This window comes from Streptomyces sp. NPDC059989, assembly GCF_042736975.1.
Lineage (GTDB): Bacteria > Actinomycetota > Actinomycetes > Streptomycetales > Streptomycetaceae > Streptomyces.
Window position 1 is genome coordinate 111,832 of the sequence record NZ_JBHWUO010000017.1, and the last position, 15,057, is coordinate 126,888.

Annotated in this window: 12 protein-coding genes; 6 read left to right on the plus strand and 6 right to left on the minus strand. The window is 72.4% G+C overall.

What is annotated here, in order from left to right:
* The first annotated feature begins 19 nt into the window (after positions 1-19).
* From ACFWBN_RS17615 to ACFWBN_RS17625, 3 genes are read left to right on the plus strand one after another with little or no spacing between them, the layout of a single operon-like run.
* Positions 20-799, plus strand: coding sequence for a rhamnogalacturonan acetylesterase (locus tag ACFWBN_RS17615; RefSeq protein WP_385177488.1), 780 nt, complete (start codon positions 20-22; stop codon positions 797-799).
* Entirely contained in the window at positions 796-1,512 is a 717-nt protein-coding gene (locus ACFWBN_RS17620; RefSeq protein ID WP_385177491.1) for a hypothetical protein, read from the plus strand. The genes ACFWBN_RS17615 and ACFWBN_RS17620 overlap by 4 nt, the downstream gene beginning before the upstream one ends.
* A complete protein-coding gene (locus ACFWBN_RS17625) occupies positions 1,505-2,764 on the plus strand; it encodes a phosphodiester glycosidase family protein (protein WP_385177493.1) in 1,260 nt (419 codons plus the stop codon). Before ACFWBN_RS17620 ends, ACFWBN_RS17625 begins: the two co-directional genes overlap by 8 nt.
* 110 nt (positions 2,765-2,874) lie before the next feature.
* Here the strand turns inward: ACFWBN_RS17625 and ACFWBN_RS17630 are convergent, their stop codons facing one another.
* Together ACFWBN_RS17630 and ACFWBN_RS17635 are read right to left on the minus strand one after the other, a co-directional pair.
* Positions 2,875-5,013 carry a 3-hydroxyacyl-CoA dehydrogenase NAD-binding domain-containing protein gene (locus tag ACFWBN_RS17630; RefSeq protein ID WP_385177496.1) on the minus strand — a complete coding sequence of 713 codons (2,139 nt, stop codon included), beginning with the start codon at positions 5,011-5,013 and terminating at the stop codon, positions 2,875-2,877.
* Positions 5,010-6,236, minus strand: coding sequence for an acetyl-CoA C-acyltransferase (locus ACFWBN_RS17635; protein ID WP_266634213.1), 1,227 nt, complete (start codon positions 6,234-6,236; stop codon positions 5,010-5,012). The genes ACFWBN_RS17630 and ACFWBN_RS17635 overlap by 4 nt, the downstream gene beginning before the upstream one ends.
* Before the next feature lie 331 nt (positions 6,237-6,567).
* Between ACFWBN_RS17635 and ACFWBN_RS17640 the strand changes: the two genes are divergently transcribed.
* On the plus strand, positions 6,568-7,761 hold the full coding sequence (locus tag ACFWBN_RS17640) for an alpha/beta hydrolase (RefSeq protein WP_385177498.1): 1,194 nt from the start codon (positions 6,568-6,570) through the stop codon (positions 7,759-7,761).
* A gap of 38 nt (positions 7,762-7,799) precedes the next feature.
* On the opposite strand, the gene ACFWBN_RS17645 is transcribed toward ACFWBN_RS17640, so the two are convergent.
* From ACFWBN_RS17645 to ACFWBN_RS17655, 3 genes are all read right to left on the minus strand, one after another.
* Positions 7,800-9,083: an HRDC domain-containing protein gene (locus ACFWBN_RS17645; protein WP_385177500.1), complete on the minus strand. Its 1,284-nt coding sequence runs from the start codon at positions 9,081-9,083 to the stop codon at positions 7,800-7,802.
* Positions 9,084-9,223: 140 nt separating this feature from the next.
* Positions 9,224-9,886, minus strand: a complete 663-nt coding sequence (locus ACFWBN_RS17650; RefSeq protein ID WP_007267191.1) for a response regulator transcription factor — start codon at positions 9,884-9,886, stop codon at positions 9,224-9,226.
* Between the two features lie 274 nt (positions 9,887-10,160).
* A complete protein-coding gene (locus ACFWBN_RS17655; protein ID WP_385177502.1) occupies positions 10,161-10,817 on the minus strand; it encodes a DUF3000 domain-containing protein in 657 nt (218 codons plus the stop codon).
* A 91-nt stretch (positions 10,818-10,908) separates the two neighbouring features.
* On the opposite strand from ACFWBN_RS17655, the gene hemE reads away from it, so the two are divergent.
* A complete protein-coding gene (gene hemE, locus ACFWBN_RS17660) occupies positions 10,909-11,973 on the plus strand; it encodes a uroporphyrinogen decarboxylase (RefSeq protein ID WP_385177504.1) in 1,065 nt (354 codons plus the stop codon).
* Between the two features lie 166 nt (positions 11,974-12,139).
* The gene (locus ACFWBN_RS17665) at positions 12,140-13,369 is read left to right on the plus strand and encodes a monooxygenase (RefSeq protein ID WP_385177506.1); all 1,230 of its coding nucleotides are present in this window, start codon (positions 12,140-12,142) and stop codon (positions 13,367-13,369) included.
* A 248-nt stretch (positions 13,370-13,617) separates the two neighbouring features.
* On the opposite strand, the gene ACFWBN_RS17670 is transcribed toward ACFWBN_RS17665, so the two are convergent.
* Positions 13,618-15,009, minus strand: coding sequence for an FAD-dependent oxidoreductase (locus tag ACFWBN_RS17670; RefSeq protein ID WP_385177508.1), 1,392 nt, complete (start codon positions 15,007-15,009; stop codon positions 13,618-13,620).
* Positions 15,010-15,057 lie beyond the last annotated feature (48 nt).

Sequence of the window (15,057 nt, forward strand, 5' to 3'; positions counted from 1 at the left end):
ACCACATGAAGGACGCACCATGACGGCAGTCTTCCTGTCCGGCGGATCGAGCCTCTGCGACCGGCCGCGCAGCATGGCCCCCATGACCGGCTGGGGACAGACGATGCCGCTCTTCCTGCAGGGCGTGGAGCTGTACAACTGTGCCCGCGCCGGGGCCAGCACCAAGAGCTTCATGGAGCGCGGCAGGCTGGGATGGGTCCTGGACGGCCTCCGCCCTGGCGACCTGCACGTGATCTCCTTCGGGCCCAACGACATGAAGCCCGGCGCCGGCCTGCACACCGAGCCCTTCGAGGACTACCAGGGGAACCTGCGGCGCTACGTCGACGAGACCCGGCTGCGCGGCGCCCACCCGGTGCTCGTCACCAGCCACGAGCGCTCGGTCTTCGACAAGTACGGCAACTTCCGCCGGCCGCTCAAGCTCTACCCGGCCGCCAAGCGGGAGCTGGCCGAGCAGATGTCCGTGCCCCTGATCGACCTCAACGAGTGGAGCGTCGCCTGGTGGCGGCAGCTCGGCCCGCAGGACTGCCGCCAGGTCTTCCTCTGCCTCGAGCCCGGCGAGCACCCCAACTACCCCGACGGGGTGGGCGACAACTCGCACCTGAGGCCGTTCGGCGCCGTGGAGGTCGCCCGGTTCGTCGCCGGCGAGATGCGGTCGCGAGGGCTGCTGCCCGCCGCGTACTTCCGGAACCTGGAGACCCCGTTCGACGCGAACCAGGCGGTGCAATTCCTCGACGACGACGAATCCGAGCGGCTCACCAAGGAGCGCGTCGGCAGAGCGATAGCGGGAGCGAAGAAGTGAGCGACTGGTTCCCCGTGGTCCGTGCCTGGATCGCCCAGGGCCCCCTCGGCGGGGTGCTCGACCTGGTGTCCTCGGCCGACCCCACCCGGCCCCTGGTCCCCGGCCAGGAGTTCACCCTGGCCATGACCGTCACCCCCAGCGGCGGCGCGTACCGCACCTACGGCTACATCCTCGGCGAAATGCTGGGCGACGCGGTGGTCCTGGGCGACCTGCAGGGCTTCCGGCTGCTGAAGAACGGCCGGTACGCCACCTTCGCCGGCGGCACCGAGCCGTTCACCGCCACCTGCACCGTCACGGTCGACGCGGCAGCCCCGGACGGCGCCATGATGCTCCCGCGCGTGGTCGTCGGCCTGATGCCGGCCCAGGGCGACAAGCTGATCCCCTGCTCGGGCATCGAGGACCAGGGCTTCTGGGTCCGCCGCCACAGCATCCCCGGCCGCGCCCTGCACCTGCACCCCGGCGGCCGGGCCGCCCTGCCCGCGGACACCGGACACGGACTGCGCCGCACCGGCGTCGGCATCCCCCGGCGGGGCACGCTGCACTGCTCGCCCGACGGCACGGTCACCTACCAGGCCCCTGCCTCGTACATCGGATACGACTTCTTCACCTGCACCTACGAGGACCAGGACGGGTACTCCGTCCGGTCGGACGTGGTCGTCCACATCGGCGACCTGGCGCTGTCGCCGGGGGCCATGGGTGCGCTCCGTGGCTAGCTCCCGCCGCCTGGCGGCCGCCCTGGCGATGGTCCTCACGCTGGCCGGATGCTCGGGCGCGGCGGAGGTTCCGGACGGCGGGGTCGCCTCCCGGTCGCCGGTCCCGGACAGCGCGCTGCCCGAGGGTGTCTCCTACGAGGAGTTCGTCCGCAAACTCGACGGTCGCGCGCCTTCGCACGTACAGATGCTGACCGTCCGCCCCGACGCCCGGGTCAAGGTGGCGGGTGTGCACGGAAGCGCCCTCGCCCGCGCCGAGACGGTACGGGAGATGGCCGGGGCCGCCGGGGCGCTGGCCGCGGTCAACGCCTCCTACTTCGACATCAGCAGCGGCAAGAACTACGGCGGCTACGACGGCGACCCGCTGGGCCTGTACACCGAGCGCGGCCGGATGCTCAGCGAGGCGACCAACGGCCGGACCGCGCTGCTGATCGGTGACAAGGACGGCCGGCTCGACGCCCGGATCGACGAGGTCACCACCGAGATCCAGATGATCTCGGACGACGGGGCACGCCGGGAACTGGACGGCATCAACCGGGTCCCGGGCCGCATCCTGGGCTGCGGAGGCGTGGGCGGCGACCGCGTGGCCGTCACGGAGGTGCCGATGGAGGAGCCGTACGGCGGCCTGTGCACGGACGACGCCGAACTCGTCGCGTTCACCGAGGAGTGGGGCGACAACACTCCCCCCGGCACCCCCGACAGCATGGAGGCGGTGCTCGACCGCGACGGGCGGGTGGTGGAGGTCCGCAAGCCCGCCGGCGGGCCCGTACCCGAGAAGGGCAGCACGCTCCAGGCGACCGGATCCGGCGCCGAATGGCTGCGCTCCCACGCGCGCACCGGCAGCCGGATCACGCGTTCCACCCGGATGAACGACATGGCGGGGCTCCCCGTGGCCGGCCGCGTCGACACCGCGTTCGGCGGCCGCTACCGGCTGCTGAAGGACGGGGCGTCCGCACTCGGCGACGCGGCCGCCTCCACCAGGAAGGCCCCGCGCACGGTGATCGGGGTCACCGCCGACGGAGCGCTGCTCCTCGTGACGATCGACGGCCGGGCACCCGGCGTGGACGCCGGAGCCACACTCGCGGAGGCGGCCGAGCTCCTGGCCTCGCTCGGCGCCAAGGACGGCATCGGCCTCGACGGCGGCGGGTCCACGACCATGGTCGTGGGCGGGGGGCTGCGCAACCACCCGAGGGAGGCCGACGGGAAGTCCACCGAACGGCCCGTGGCCAACGCGCTGGCGCTCTTCCCGCGTTGAGCGCACCCACCCGCCGAGGGTGACCGACCGCGGACGAAAACGGCCGATGCCGCACCGCCCCTGACAGGGCGGTGCGGCATCGGCTTCGTCGTGCGCGGAGTCCGGGTCGGTCAGACCGGGACGCTCGCCAGACCGGGGGCGAGGAACTTCTTGCCGTTCACCCGCTCGGAGACACCCTCACGGTCCAGGTACGGCGTCACGCCGCCCAGGTGGAAGGGCCAGCCGGCGCCCGTGATGAGGCAGAGGTCGATGTCCTGGGCCTCGGCCACGACACCCTCCTCCAGCATCAGGCCGATCTCCTGCGCCACCGCGTCCAGGACGCGGTCGCGGACCTGCTCCTCGGTCAGGACGACATCGCCCTGGACGAGAAGGGCGGCGACCTCGGGGTCCAGCTCCGGCTTGAAGTTGTTCTCTGCGGAGTAGACGTAGAAGCCGCGCTTGCCGGCCTTGACGACCGCAGCCAGGTTCGGGGAGACGGTGAAGCGCTCCGGGAAGGCGCGGTTCAGGGTCTCGGAGACGTGCAGACCGATCGCCGGGCCGACGAGCTCCAGCAGCACCAGCGGGGACATCGGCAGGCCGAGCGGCTCGATGGCCTTCTCGGCGGTGACCACCGGGGTGCCCTCGTCGATGACGTTCTGGATCTCGCCCATGAAGCGGGTCAGGATGCGGTTCACGACGAACGCCGGGGCGTCCTTGGTGAGGACCGCGGTCTTCTTCAGCTTCTTGGCGACACCGAAGGCCGTGGCCAGCGAGGCGTCGTCGGTCTGCTCACCGCGGACGATCTCCAGCAGCGGGAGGATCGCGACCGGGTTGAAGAAGTGGAAGCCGACCACGCGCTCCGGGTGCTGGAGCTTGGAGGCCATCTCCGACACCGACAGCGAGGAGGTGTTGGTGGCGAGGATCGCGTGCGCCGGGGCGACCGCCTCGACCTCCGCGAACACCTTCTGCTTGACGGACATCTCCTCGAACACGGCCTCGATGATGAAGTCCGCGTCCGCGAAGCCCTCGGCCTTGTCCAGGACACCGGTCACCAGGGCGGTCAGGCGGTTGGCCTTGTCCTGGTTGATGCGGCCCTTGCCGAGCAGCTTCTGGATCTCGGCGTGGACGTAGCCCACACCCTTGTCCACGCGCTCCTGGTCGATGTCGGTGAGGACCACCGGCACCTCCAGGCGGCGCAGGAAGAGCAGCGCCAGCTGCGAGGCCATCAGGCCCGCGCCGACGACGCCGACCTTGGTGACCGGACGGGCCAGGGACTTGTCCGGGGCACCGGCCGGGCGCTTGGCGCGCTTCTGGACCAGGTTGAAGGCGTAGATGCCGGAGCGCAGTTCGCCGCCCATGATGAGGTCCGCGAGCGCGGTGTCCTCGGCGTCGAAGCCCTTCTGCAGGTCGCCGTCCTTGGCCGCCTCGATGATCTCCAGCGCGCGATAGGCGGCCGGGGCCGCGCCGTGCACCTTGGAGTCCGCGATGAAGCGGCCCTTGGCGACGGCCGCGTCCCAGGCCTCGCCGCGGTCGATCTCGGCGCGGACGACCTCGGTGGTGCCGTTCAGGACGTTCGCGGTCCACAGGAGCGACTGCTCCAGGAAGTCCGCGCCCTCGAACAGCGCGTCCGCGATGCCCAGGTCGAAGACCTGCTTGCCGCGCAGCTGCTTGTTCTGGTTGAGCGAGTTCTCGATGATCACCGAGACCGCGCGCTCCGCGCCGATCAGGTTCGGCAGGAGGGCGCAGCCGCCCCAGCCGGGAACCAGGCCGAGGAAGACCTCGGGGAGCGAGAAGGCCGGGATGGCCTTCGAGACGGTGCGGTAGGTGCAGTGCAGACCGACCTCGACGCCGCCGCCCATGGCCGCGCCGTTGTAGTACGCGAAGGTCGGGACCGCCAGCGCCGACAGGCGCTTGAAGACGTCGTGGCCGCCCTTGCCGATGGCGAGCGCCTCGTCGTGCTTCTTCAGCAGCTCGACGCCCTTGAGGTCGGCGCCGACCGCGAAGATGAACGGCTTGCCGGTGATGCCCGCGCCGACGATGGAGCCCGCGAGGGCCTCCTGCTCGACCTGGTCGATCGCCGCGTTCAGGTTGGCGAGGGACTGCGGGCCGAAGGTGGTCGGCTTGGTGTGGTCGAAGCCGTTGTCCAGCGTGATGAGCGCGAAGCGCCCGGCGCCGAACGGCAGGTCCAGGTGGCGGACGTGCGCGGACGTGACGACCTCGTCCGGGAACAGCTCGGCCGCGCCCTTCAGGAGCTCAGCGGTGGTGCTCACTTGGAGTCTCCCTCGGCGTTGAAGTTCGGGTTCTCCCAGATGACCGTGGCGCCCATGCCGAAGCCGACGCACATGGTGGTCAGGCCGTAGCGGACGTGCGGCTGCTCCTCGAACTGGCGGGCCAGCTGCGTCATCAGGCGCACGCCCGAGGAGGCGAGCGGGTGGCCGAAGGCGATGGCGCCGCCGTACTGGTTCACGCGGGCGTCGTCGTCGGCGATGCCGTAGTGCTCCAGGAACGCGAGGACCTGGACCGCGAAGGCCTCGTTGACCTCGAACAGGCCTATGTCCTCGATGGACAGGCCGGCCTGGGCGAGGGCCTTCTCGGTGGCCGGGATCGGGCCGTAGCCCATGACCTCCGGCTCGACACCCGCGAAGGAGTACGAGACGAGGCGCATCTTGACCGGGAGGTTGTTCTCCCGGGCGAAGTCCTCGGACGCGATGATCGCGGCGGTGGCACCGTCGTTGAGACCGGCGGCGTTGCCCGCGGTGACCCGGCCGTGCGTACGGAACGGGGTCTTCAGGCCGGCCAGGTTCTCCAGCGTGGTGCCCGGGCGCATCGGCTCGTCGGTGGTGACCAGGCCCCAGCCCGTCTCACCGGCCGCCTCGTTGGTGTTGCGCACCGAGATCGGGACCAGGTCCTGCTGGATCTTGCCGTCGGCGTACGCCTTGGCGGCCTTCTCCTGCGAGCGCACGGCGTACTCGTCGGCGCGGAGCTTGGTGATCGTCGGGTACCGGTCGTGCAGGTTCTCGGCGGTCATGCCCATGAACAGGGCGGACTCGTCGACCAGCTTCTCGGAGACGAAGCGCGGGTTCGGGTCGACGCCCTCGCCCATGGGGTGGCGGCCCATGTGCTCGACACCGCCGGCGAGGGCGACGTCGTACGCACCGAAGGCCACACCGCCCGCGACGGCGGTCACGGCGGTCAGCGCGCCGGCGCACATGCGGTCGATGGAGTAGCCCGGGACGGACTGCGGGAGGCCCGCGAGGATGCCGGCGGTACGGCCCAGCGTCAGGCCCTGGTCGCCGATCTGCGTGGTCGCGGCGATGGCGACCTCGTCGATCTTCGCGGGGTCCAGGTCCGGGTTGCGGCGCAGCAGCTCCCGGATCGCCTTCACGACGAGGTCGTCGGCGCGGGTCCCGTTGTAGATGCCCTTCGGGCCCGCCTTGCCGAACGGGGTGCGGACGCCGTCGACGAAGACGACGTCCCTGACGGTACGAGGCACGTTGGCTCTCCTCCAGGTGCGGGTGTGCACTGCTGCGCGGGGGCGGCTCGGCATACGTTGCTGAGCGCCCGCTCACCCGGCCCATGCTACTTGTGGGTAACCAATGTGCACACCCCCTCCCCGAGGAGCGGCGAAGGTCACACCGCCAGACACCCCATGAGCCCCCTCGCGCCCCTGCCGTGCGCCCGGCCGATCGGCATGCCGGGGACACCCGTACGGGTCGCCGGCCGGGCCCGCGCGGTCGCGTCGGTGGCATCGGGCCCGGGCCCGGACGAAGGCTGGATCGGCCCGGGCGCCCGCCCGGGACCCACCGGCGAAAACGGAGCCATCGATGGCGGACCAGACAATGTCCAAGGACCATTACGTCGACCACCAGTCGACCATCCCGGCCAACGCCGGGGACCCGGTCAAGCTCTTCGTACGGGAGCGCAGGCCCACGAGCGGCCCGCGCAAGCCCGTCCTGATGCTGCACGGCCGGAGCGTCCCGGCCCTGGCGGGCTTCGACCCCCCGAACAAGAAGTACAGCTGGGCCGAGCAGCTGGCCAAGGCGGGCTACGACGTCTTCGTGATGGAGCTCCAGGGGTCCGGGCTGTCGACCCGTCCCAAGGTGATGGACGAGCCGCTCAACGTCAGCCCCGCGCAGCGCCCGCTGCTCTCCCCCAACCCGATCCCCCCGGCCGACCTGCCGGCCCCGGACGCCCCCGCGCAGTACGCCTTCCAGCTGAACAACTCCAAGAGCGACTGGGACGAGGTCGACACGGTCGTCGAGTACATCCGTAAGGAGATCGCCCAGCCCACGGCCAAGATCGACCTGATCGGCTGGTCCGCGGCCGCGCAGCAGCTCGGGCCGTACGCGATCCAGCACGCCGAAAAGGTCAAGAGCCTCTTTCTGGCGGCGCCGCTCTTCCCGCCCAACGGAAGGGCGAGCAAGGCGAACACCGACTTCGGCGCGCCGGTGGACATGCCGGTGGGTACCCCGGCGGCGGCCTTCGGCTACCCGATGTCCGTCACCTCGAAGAACGGGCTCACGGCGTCGTGGGCCAGGGACCTGAAGTGTCCGGACCAGCGCGAGAACGGTGTGCTCGACGAGGTGTGGAAGGCGATCCAGGACGTCGACGCGCTCGGTGCCACGTGGGGCGGTCCGACGTCCGGAGCACCGACGGGGTTCATCAGGGTGCGGAACTCGTTCTGGTGGGGGTGGAACTCCAAGACCGTGCCGCTGCACAACGTCCTCGGCCAGACGGTGCCCGTATGCCTCGTGTACGGGGAGCACGACTCCATCGTGAACACGGCGCCGGACCTGGGGCTGCTGTACTTCTCGGTGCCCGAGCTCTACCGGCTGATCCCGGGGAAGAAGAAGCTGATGGTCCGGCTCGCCTGCGCGGGTCACCAGATCGTCTGGGAGCGGGCGGCGACTCACCTCCACGCCATGTCCGAGCAATGGCTCAAGAACGGCAAGGTGTTCGGCGAGAAGGGCGGGAGCTTCCACCGGGACGAGGACGGGGTCCTCACTTCGCTGGAGTGAGGACCCCGTCGGCAGGCTCGGCTTCGGTCGCGGCCCGGTCAGGCGGTCGCGGCCAGGGCCGTGACCAGGGCCGCGGTGACCTGCTCGACCTGCCACGGGCGGGCGCCGTAGCCCGCCAGGGCCTGTGCCACCGTCTCGGCTTCGAGCCGCTGCGGCGGCTCCCAGCACAGCCTGCGCACCGTGTCCGGGGCGATCAGGTTCTCCTGGGGCAGGTTCAGCCCCTCCGCGAGGGCGGAGACGGCGGCACGGGCCGCCGACAGCCGGGCCGCGGCGGCCGGGTCCTTGTCGGCCCAGGAGCGCGGCGGCGGCGGACCGGCCGGGGTCGCCCCGGGCTGCGGCAGCTCGTTCTCGGGCAGGGCCTTGGCCCGGTCCACGGCGGCCATCCACTGGTCCAGCTGGCGCCGGCCCATCCGCTGCCCGTAGCCGGGCAGGGCGGACAGGGTGTGCACGTTCGCCGGGAGGGCCAGGGCGGCCTCGACGATCGCGGCGTCGCCCAGCACCTTGCCGGGGGAGACGTCACGCCGCTGGGCGATCCGGTCCCGGGACTCCCACAGCTCCCGTACGACCGCCATCTGCCGGCGGCGGCGCACCTTGTGCATGCCGGACGTACGGCGCCACGGGTCCTTGCGCGGCGGCGCGGGCGGAGCGGCGGCGATGGCGTCGAACTCCTGGTGGGCCCATTCCAGCTTCCCCTGCCGGTCCAGCTCCTTCTCCAGCGCGTCCCGCAGGTCCACCAGCAGTTCCACGTCCAGGGCGGCGTAGCGCAGCCACGGCTCCGGAAGCGGGCGGGTGGACCAGTCGACGGCGGAGTGGCCCTTCTCCAGCGCGTAGCCGAGCACGCTCTCGACCATCGCGCCCAGTCCGACCCGCGGGAAGCCGGCCAGGCGGCCGGCCAGCTCGGTGTCGAACAGGGAGGTGGGCACCATGCCTATTTCGCGCAGGCAGGGCAGGTCCTGGGTGGCGGCGTGCAGGATCCACTCGGTGCCGGACAGGGCCTCGCCCAGTGCGGACAGGTCGGGGCAGCCCACCGGGTCGATCAGCGCGGAGCCCGCGCCCTCGCGGCGCAGCTGCACCAGGTAGGCGCGCTGGCCGTAGCGGTATCCGGAGGCGCGCTCGGCGTCCACGGCCACGGGGCCGGCGCCCGCGGCGAAGGCCGCGACCACTTCGGCGAGGGCGTCGGCGTCGGCGACGACCGGGGGGATCCCCTCACGGGGTTCCAGCAACGGAATCGGCGGCCCATCGGACGAACTGACGACGTCGTCCGGGGGGCCGCCCCCGGTGGTGGTGCGCAGGTCTGCTGCGGTCTCTTGGGCGTCGGTCACCGGTCAAGGGTATCCGTGGATACGGGGCGCCCGTCGCCGGAACGTTCCGTCGACGGGCGCGATCAGTATGCGGGGCGTTTCCCGGGGGTATGCCGGACGGTCTTCCCGGGCTGCTATTCGGGAGCTCCGGCCGCCCGAGGTCAGTGGATGATCCCGGTCCGGAGGGCTACGGCGACCATCCCGGCCCGGTCGCCGGTGCCCAGCTTGCGGGCGATCCGGGCGAGGTGGGACTTGACGGTCAGGGCGGACAGGCCCATCGAGACGCCGATGGCCTTGTTGGACTGGCCCTCCGCGACGAGGCGCAGGACCTCGACCTCGCGGCCGGAGAGCTCTCGGTAGCCGCCCGGGTGGCTCGGGGCACCCGGGGGGCGGCGGTGCATACGGGCGGCGGCAGCGCCGATGGGGGCGGCGCCGGGCCGGGTGGGGAGCCCGATGTTGGTGCGCGTACCGGTGACGACGTAGCCCTTCACACCGCCGGCGAGGGCGTTGCGTACGGCGCCGATGTCGTCGGCGGCGGACAGTGCCAGGCCGTTGGGCCAGCCCGCGGCACGGGTCTCGGAGAGCAGGGTGAGACCGGAACCGTCGGGCAGGTGTACGTCGGCCACGCAGATGTCGCGCGGGCTGCCGACGCGGGGGCGGGCCTCCGCGATGGACGACGCCTCGATCACGTCACGTACTCCGAGGGCCCACAGATGGCGGGTCACGGTGGAACGGACGCGCGGGTCGGCCACGACGACCATGGCCGTCGGCTTGTTCGGGCGGTAGGCGACCAGGCTTGCGGGCTGCTCGAGAAGAACGGACACCTAGGCCTCCTGGGGGAGTGGCGGGACGGCCGGCTCGGGGAAGGAAGCCGGTGCGAACCGTGCGGATGGTCACTGACTCCTTCGGCACGTCACCCGCCCGGCTTTAGGGAATGATCACGATTTGGTGAGTAACAATTCGGGCAATTCGGACGCACGATCGATCATCGGGTGATCAGAAGCCCACAACGGATGCCCTGTTCCGACACCTCGTTGCGGGCTTCGATCGGTCGTTCGCGTCCCCGCCGGCCTCCGGCGCGGCCGGACGGCCCCGCGCCTACGGGTGGTGCGGACCGCGCCGCTGTGGCAGGGAGACCACACCGGTGACCGAGTCGGTCGGCCCCACCGGAGGCAGCCCCGCGATCTGGCACAGCAGCTCGCACCAGGCCGCCAGGTGCGCCGAGGTGTCCGGCACCCCGCCCACCCCCTCGCGCGGCGTCCACGAGGCTCTGATCTCGATCTGCGTCGCAGGCCGCCGCTCCGCGAGCCCGCCGAAGTAGTGCGAGCTGGCCATGGTCACGGTCCCGCTCGGCTCCCCGTACGTCAGCCCGCGCGCGTCCAGCGCCCCCGTCAGCCAGGACCAGCACACCTCGGGGAGGAGCGGGTCCGCGGCCATCTCCGGCTCCAGTTCCGCCCGTACGAGCGTCACGAGCCGGAAGGTCCCCTGCCAGGCGTCGTGCCCGGCCGGATCGTGCAGCAGGATGAGCCGGCCGTCGGCCAGGTCGTCCTCCCCGTCCACCACCGCCGCCTCCAGCGCGTAGGCGTGCGGTGCCAGTCTCTGCGGCGGCTTCGTGGGGTCGATCTCGATCCCCGCACGCAGCCGCGCCTTCTTCAAGCCGTCGACCGCCCGCCGGAACGGGAGCGGGACGGAGCTCTCCTTCGCGCTGTCCATACCGTCAGCGCCATCTGAAAATCGTCCCTGAGCCGCAGCCATGCGGGGAAGACTAGGCGGTATGTGCGCCCGTACGGCGCAGGGACACCCGCGCCGGGCCGGGCACTTCTTCATACGTGCGAAGATTTGGGTCGTGAGCGCCAACGACCGCCCCACGGGCCAGCCGAGTCAGACGTACGATTCCGCCTTCCTGAAGGCGTGCCGGCGCGAGCCGGTTCCGCACACCCCGGTGTGGTTCATGCGGCAGGCGGGGCGCTCGCTCCCGGAGTACCGCAAGCTGCGCGAGGGCACGCAGATGCTGGAGTCCTGCATGCGGCCCGACCTGGTCACCGAGATCACGCTGCAGCCGGTGCGCCGCCACAAGGTGGACGCGGCGATCTTCTTCTCCGACATCGTGGTCCCGCTGAAGGCCATCGGCGTCGACCTGGACATCAAGCCGGGCATCGGCCCGGTCGTCGCCCAGCCGATCCGCCGCCGCGAGGACCTCGCACAGCTGCGCGACCTCACCCCTGAGGACGTCTCGTACGTCACCGAGGCGATCGGCATGCTCACGGGTGAACTCGGCTCCACGCCGTTGATCGGATTCGCGGGCGCGCCTTTCACCCTCGCGAGCTACCTCGTCGAGGGCGGCCCCTCGAAGAACCACGAGCACACCAAGGCCCTGATGTACGGGGACCCGGAGCTGTGGGCCGACCTGCTGGACCGCCTCGCCGAGATCACCTCGGCCTTCCTGAAGGTCCAGATCGAGGCCGGCGCCTCGGCCGTCCAGCTCTTCGACTCCTGGGTCGGCGCGCTCGCCCCGGCCGACTACCGCCGCTCGGTGATGCCCGCGTCGGCGAAGGTCCTGGAGTCCGTCGCCTCGTACGGGGTCCCGCGGATCCACTTCGGCGTGGGCACGGGCGAGCTGCTCGGCCTGATGGGCGAGGCCGGAGCGGACGTCATGGGCGTCGACTACCGGGTCGCGCTGGACGAGGCCGTCCGCCGCGTCGGCCCCGGCAAGGCGCTCCAGGGCAACCTGGACCCTGCGGTCCTCTTCTCCACCCCGGAGGCCGTGGAGGCCAAGACGGACGAGGTCCTCGCGGCCGCGGCCGGCCTGGAGGGCCACGTCTTCAACCTGGGCCACGGCGTCCTCCCGACGACGGACCCGGACGCGCTGACCCGCCTGGTGGACTACGTCCACACCAAGACGGCCCGCTGAGCCGCATCACGACCGCAACGCCGGGTCCGCGCCGTGCACGACACGGCACGGTCCCGGCGTTTCGCATGTCCGGTTCCGGCCGACATCCGGCGGGTTCGCGGAGCCCCGGCGCGTCGCCGCGCCCGGTTCAGTAGCCTGGCCCGCCCCCGGACAGCAGGAGGCGGACATGCGGGGCGGAACGGTCGCAGTGGTCGGCGGGAGCATCGCGGGCTGTGCCATCGCCACGGCGGCGGCGCGGGCGGGCGCCGGCGAAGTCGTGGTGGTGGAGCGCACGCACGGGCGGCTCCAGGACCGGGGCGTGGGGCTGTGCATCCACAACGGGCGGGCCGTGGAGCTCGGCGCGAGAGGGGCGCTGCCCGGGGGGATCGCGGCGCACCGGCTGGAGCGGCGCCGCTGGATCGTCCGGGACGACGGCGCGGCCGCCGGCGGGGCGGGCGGCCGGGTGATCTGGGAGCAGCAGTTCCCCTTCCACTCCTACCACTGGGGTCTGCTCTGGCGCGGGCTGCGGGAGTCGGTCCCGGACTCCGTGGTCTACCGGCCGGGGGAGACGGTGACGGGCGTCGAGGAGGCCGGGACCGAAGGCGCCGGGCTGCGGCTCTCGGGCGGCTCGGTCGAACGGTACGACCTGGTCGTCGGCGCCGACGGATACCGGTCGGTGGTGCGCGCCGCGCTCTGCCCGGAGTCCCGGCCGCACTACGCCGGATACGTGTGCTGGCGCGGGAACTTCGAGGCGGCGCGGCTCGCGGAGCTCGGCGCCGATGCGGACTCGGTGCCGGAGGCGGTGACCACGGTCTGCTTCCCGGGCGGTACGTGTGTCGTCTACCGCATCCCCGGGCCGGACGGGCCCCGGGTGAACTGGGTCCTCTACGCGGCTCCGCCGAAGGACGGACAGCTGCGCTTCGACGACCCGACGAGCTTCCCGCCGGGCGGCCTGACCCCCGAACTGGCCGGGCACCTCGGCGCGTTGCTCGACCGGGAGTTCCCGCCGTACTGGGGCCGGGCGCTCGCGCTGACGGACCCGGCGGACGTCTTCGTCCAACCCATCTACGACCTGGAGACCGCGCGGACCGCCGGGGGGCGGCTGCTGCTCGCGGGGGACGCGGCGAGCGTCGTACGCCCGCACAACACGAGCGGCGCCGCGAAGGCCCTCCAGGACGCCACCGCCTTCGCCGACGGCTGGCGCCGCTCCGACTCCGTCGAGGAACTCCTGCGCGACTACCAGGACGCCAGGGGCGCCGCCGGACGCGATCTCGTGGCGCTGGCCCGACGGCTGGGGCGCGCCCAGGTGGAACGGACCCCTGCCTGGACCGCCATGAACGGCCGGGAGATGACGGCATGGTGGCAGGCCCAGCTGGCCGGCGCGCCGGGCATCGGCGGCCAGGCCATGGCCCCGTAACCGGGGCTCGGCCCCGGGCCCCTTACGTGCGCTTCGCGCCCGTGCCCTCAAACGCCGGGCGGGCTGGATCTATCCAGCCCCGCCGGCGTTTGAGGCGCGGGGGTACGGGGGCGGAGCCCCCGCCGGGTCCGGGGCGGAGCCCCGGGACGGGGGGCTGGGGGCGGAGCCCACCCACGCGGCGGAGCCGCATATCGGTACTGCCGGGAAGGGGCGGGGTGGGGGAGGCCCCGCGCAGCGGTGGCCCTGGTTCAGACGCCGGCGGCGCGGACCGCCGAGACCGCCTTGCGGGCCGCCACCAGCACCGGGTCCCACACGGGAGAGAACGGCGGGGCGTAGCCCAGGTCCAGGGAGACGACCTGCTCCACCGTCAGGCCCGCCGTCAACGCCACCGCCGCCACATCCACCCGCTTCGCGGAACCGGCCCCACCCACGATCTGGACGCCGAGAAGCCGCCCCGTACGCCGCTCCGCCAGCATCTTCACCGTCATCTCCACCGCCCCCGGGTAGTAGCCCGCCGTGTTCGTCGAGCTGATGGTGGCGGTGACGAAGCGGAGCCCGGCCTCCAGCGCGTCCCGCTCGCGCAGCCCCGTACGGGCGATCTCCAGGTCGCACACCTTGCTGACCGCCGTGCCCACCGCCCCCGGGAACGTTGCGTAGCCGCCGCCCACGCCCGAGCCGATGACCTGGCCGTGCTTGTTGGCGTGCGTGCCCAGCGGAATGTGCCGCGTGCGGCCCGCGACCAGGTCCAGGACCTCCACGCAGTCCCCGCCCGACCAGATGTTCTCGTGGCCCCGGACCCGCATGGACAGGTCCGTGAGGATGCCGCCCGACGGGCCCAGCGGGAGCCCGGCGGCGCGGGCCAGGGCCGTGCGCGGCTCCACGCCGATGCCGAGCACGACCACGTCCGCCGGGTACTCCTCGCCGGCCGCCGTGGCCACCGCCCGGACCCGCCCCTCCCCGTCCTCGAGGATCTTCGTCACCTCGGCGCGGGAGACCGTACGGATCCCCATGCGGTTCATCGCGCTGTGCACCAGGCCGCCCATGTCCGGGTCCAGCGTGGCCATCGGCTGCTCGCCGCGGTGCAGGACGGTGACCTCGTAGCCCCGCCTGACCAGGGCCTCCGCCATCTCCACGCCGATGTAGCCCGCGCCGACCACGACCGCCCGGCGGCCCGGCGTCCGCTCCAGCGTGCCCATCAGGCGCTGCCCGTCGTCCAGGGTCTGGATGCCGTGGACCCCGTGCGCGCCGATGCCGGGGAGTCGGGGGCGGACCGGGCGGGCGCCCGTCGCCAGGACGAGCTTGTCGTAGCCCGTCCAGGATTCGGAACCGCTGTCCAGATCGCGGGCGCGGACCCGGCCGCCCGCGAGGTCCAGCTCCACGACCTCGGTGCGGGTGCGCAGGTCGATGCCGCGGGCCCGGTGCTCCTCGGGGGTGCGGGCGATCAGGTCGTCGCGCTCGGCGACCTGGCCGCCGACCCAGTACGGGATGCCGCAGGCGGAGTAGGAGGTGAAGTGCCCGCGCTCGAAGGCGACGATCTCCAGCTCCTCCGGGCCCTTGAGCCGCCGGGCCTGTGACGCGGCGGACATCCCCGCCGCGTCACCGCCGACCACCACCAGTCGTTCCCTCGCCGCCGTCGCCATCACCCGTACCGCCCCTTCGCCGTCATCGGATGGTGAACACGCTACGGG

Bases quoted from the DNA above. Each gene is read 5' to 3' on its own strand.
- ACFWBN_RS17615 (WP_385177488.1), top strand. From the start codon at position 20: ATGACGGCAGTCTTCCTGTCCGGCGGATCGAGCCTCTGCGACCGGCCG.
- ACFWBN_RS17655 (WP_385177502.1), bottom strand. From the start codon at position 10,817: ATGGCTGCGGCTCAGGGACGATTTTCAGATGGCGCTGACGGTATGGAC.
- ACFWBN_RS17670 (WP_385177508.1), bottom strand. From the start codon at position 15,009: ATGGCGACGGCGGCGAGGGAACGACTGGTGGTGGTCGGCGGTGACGCG.
- ACFWBN_RS17640 (WP_385177498.1), top strand. From the start codon at position 6,568: ATGGCGGACCAGACAATGTCCAAGGACCATTACGTCGACCACCAGTCG.
- ACFWBN_RS17665 (WP_385177506.1), top strand. From the start codon at position 12,140: ATGCGGGGCGGAACGGTCGCAGTGGTCGGCGGGAGCATCGCGGGCTGT.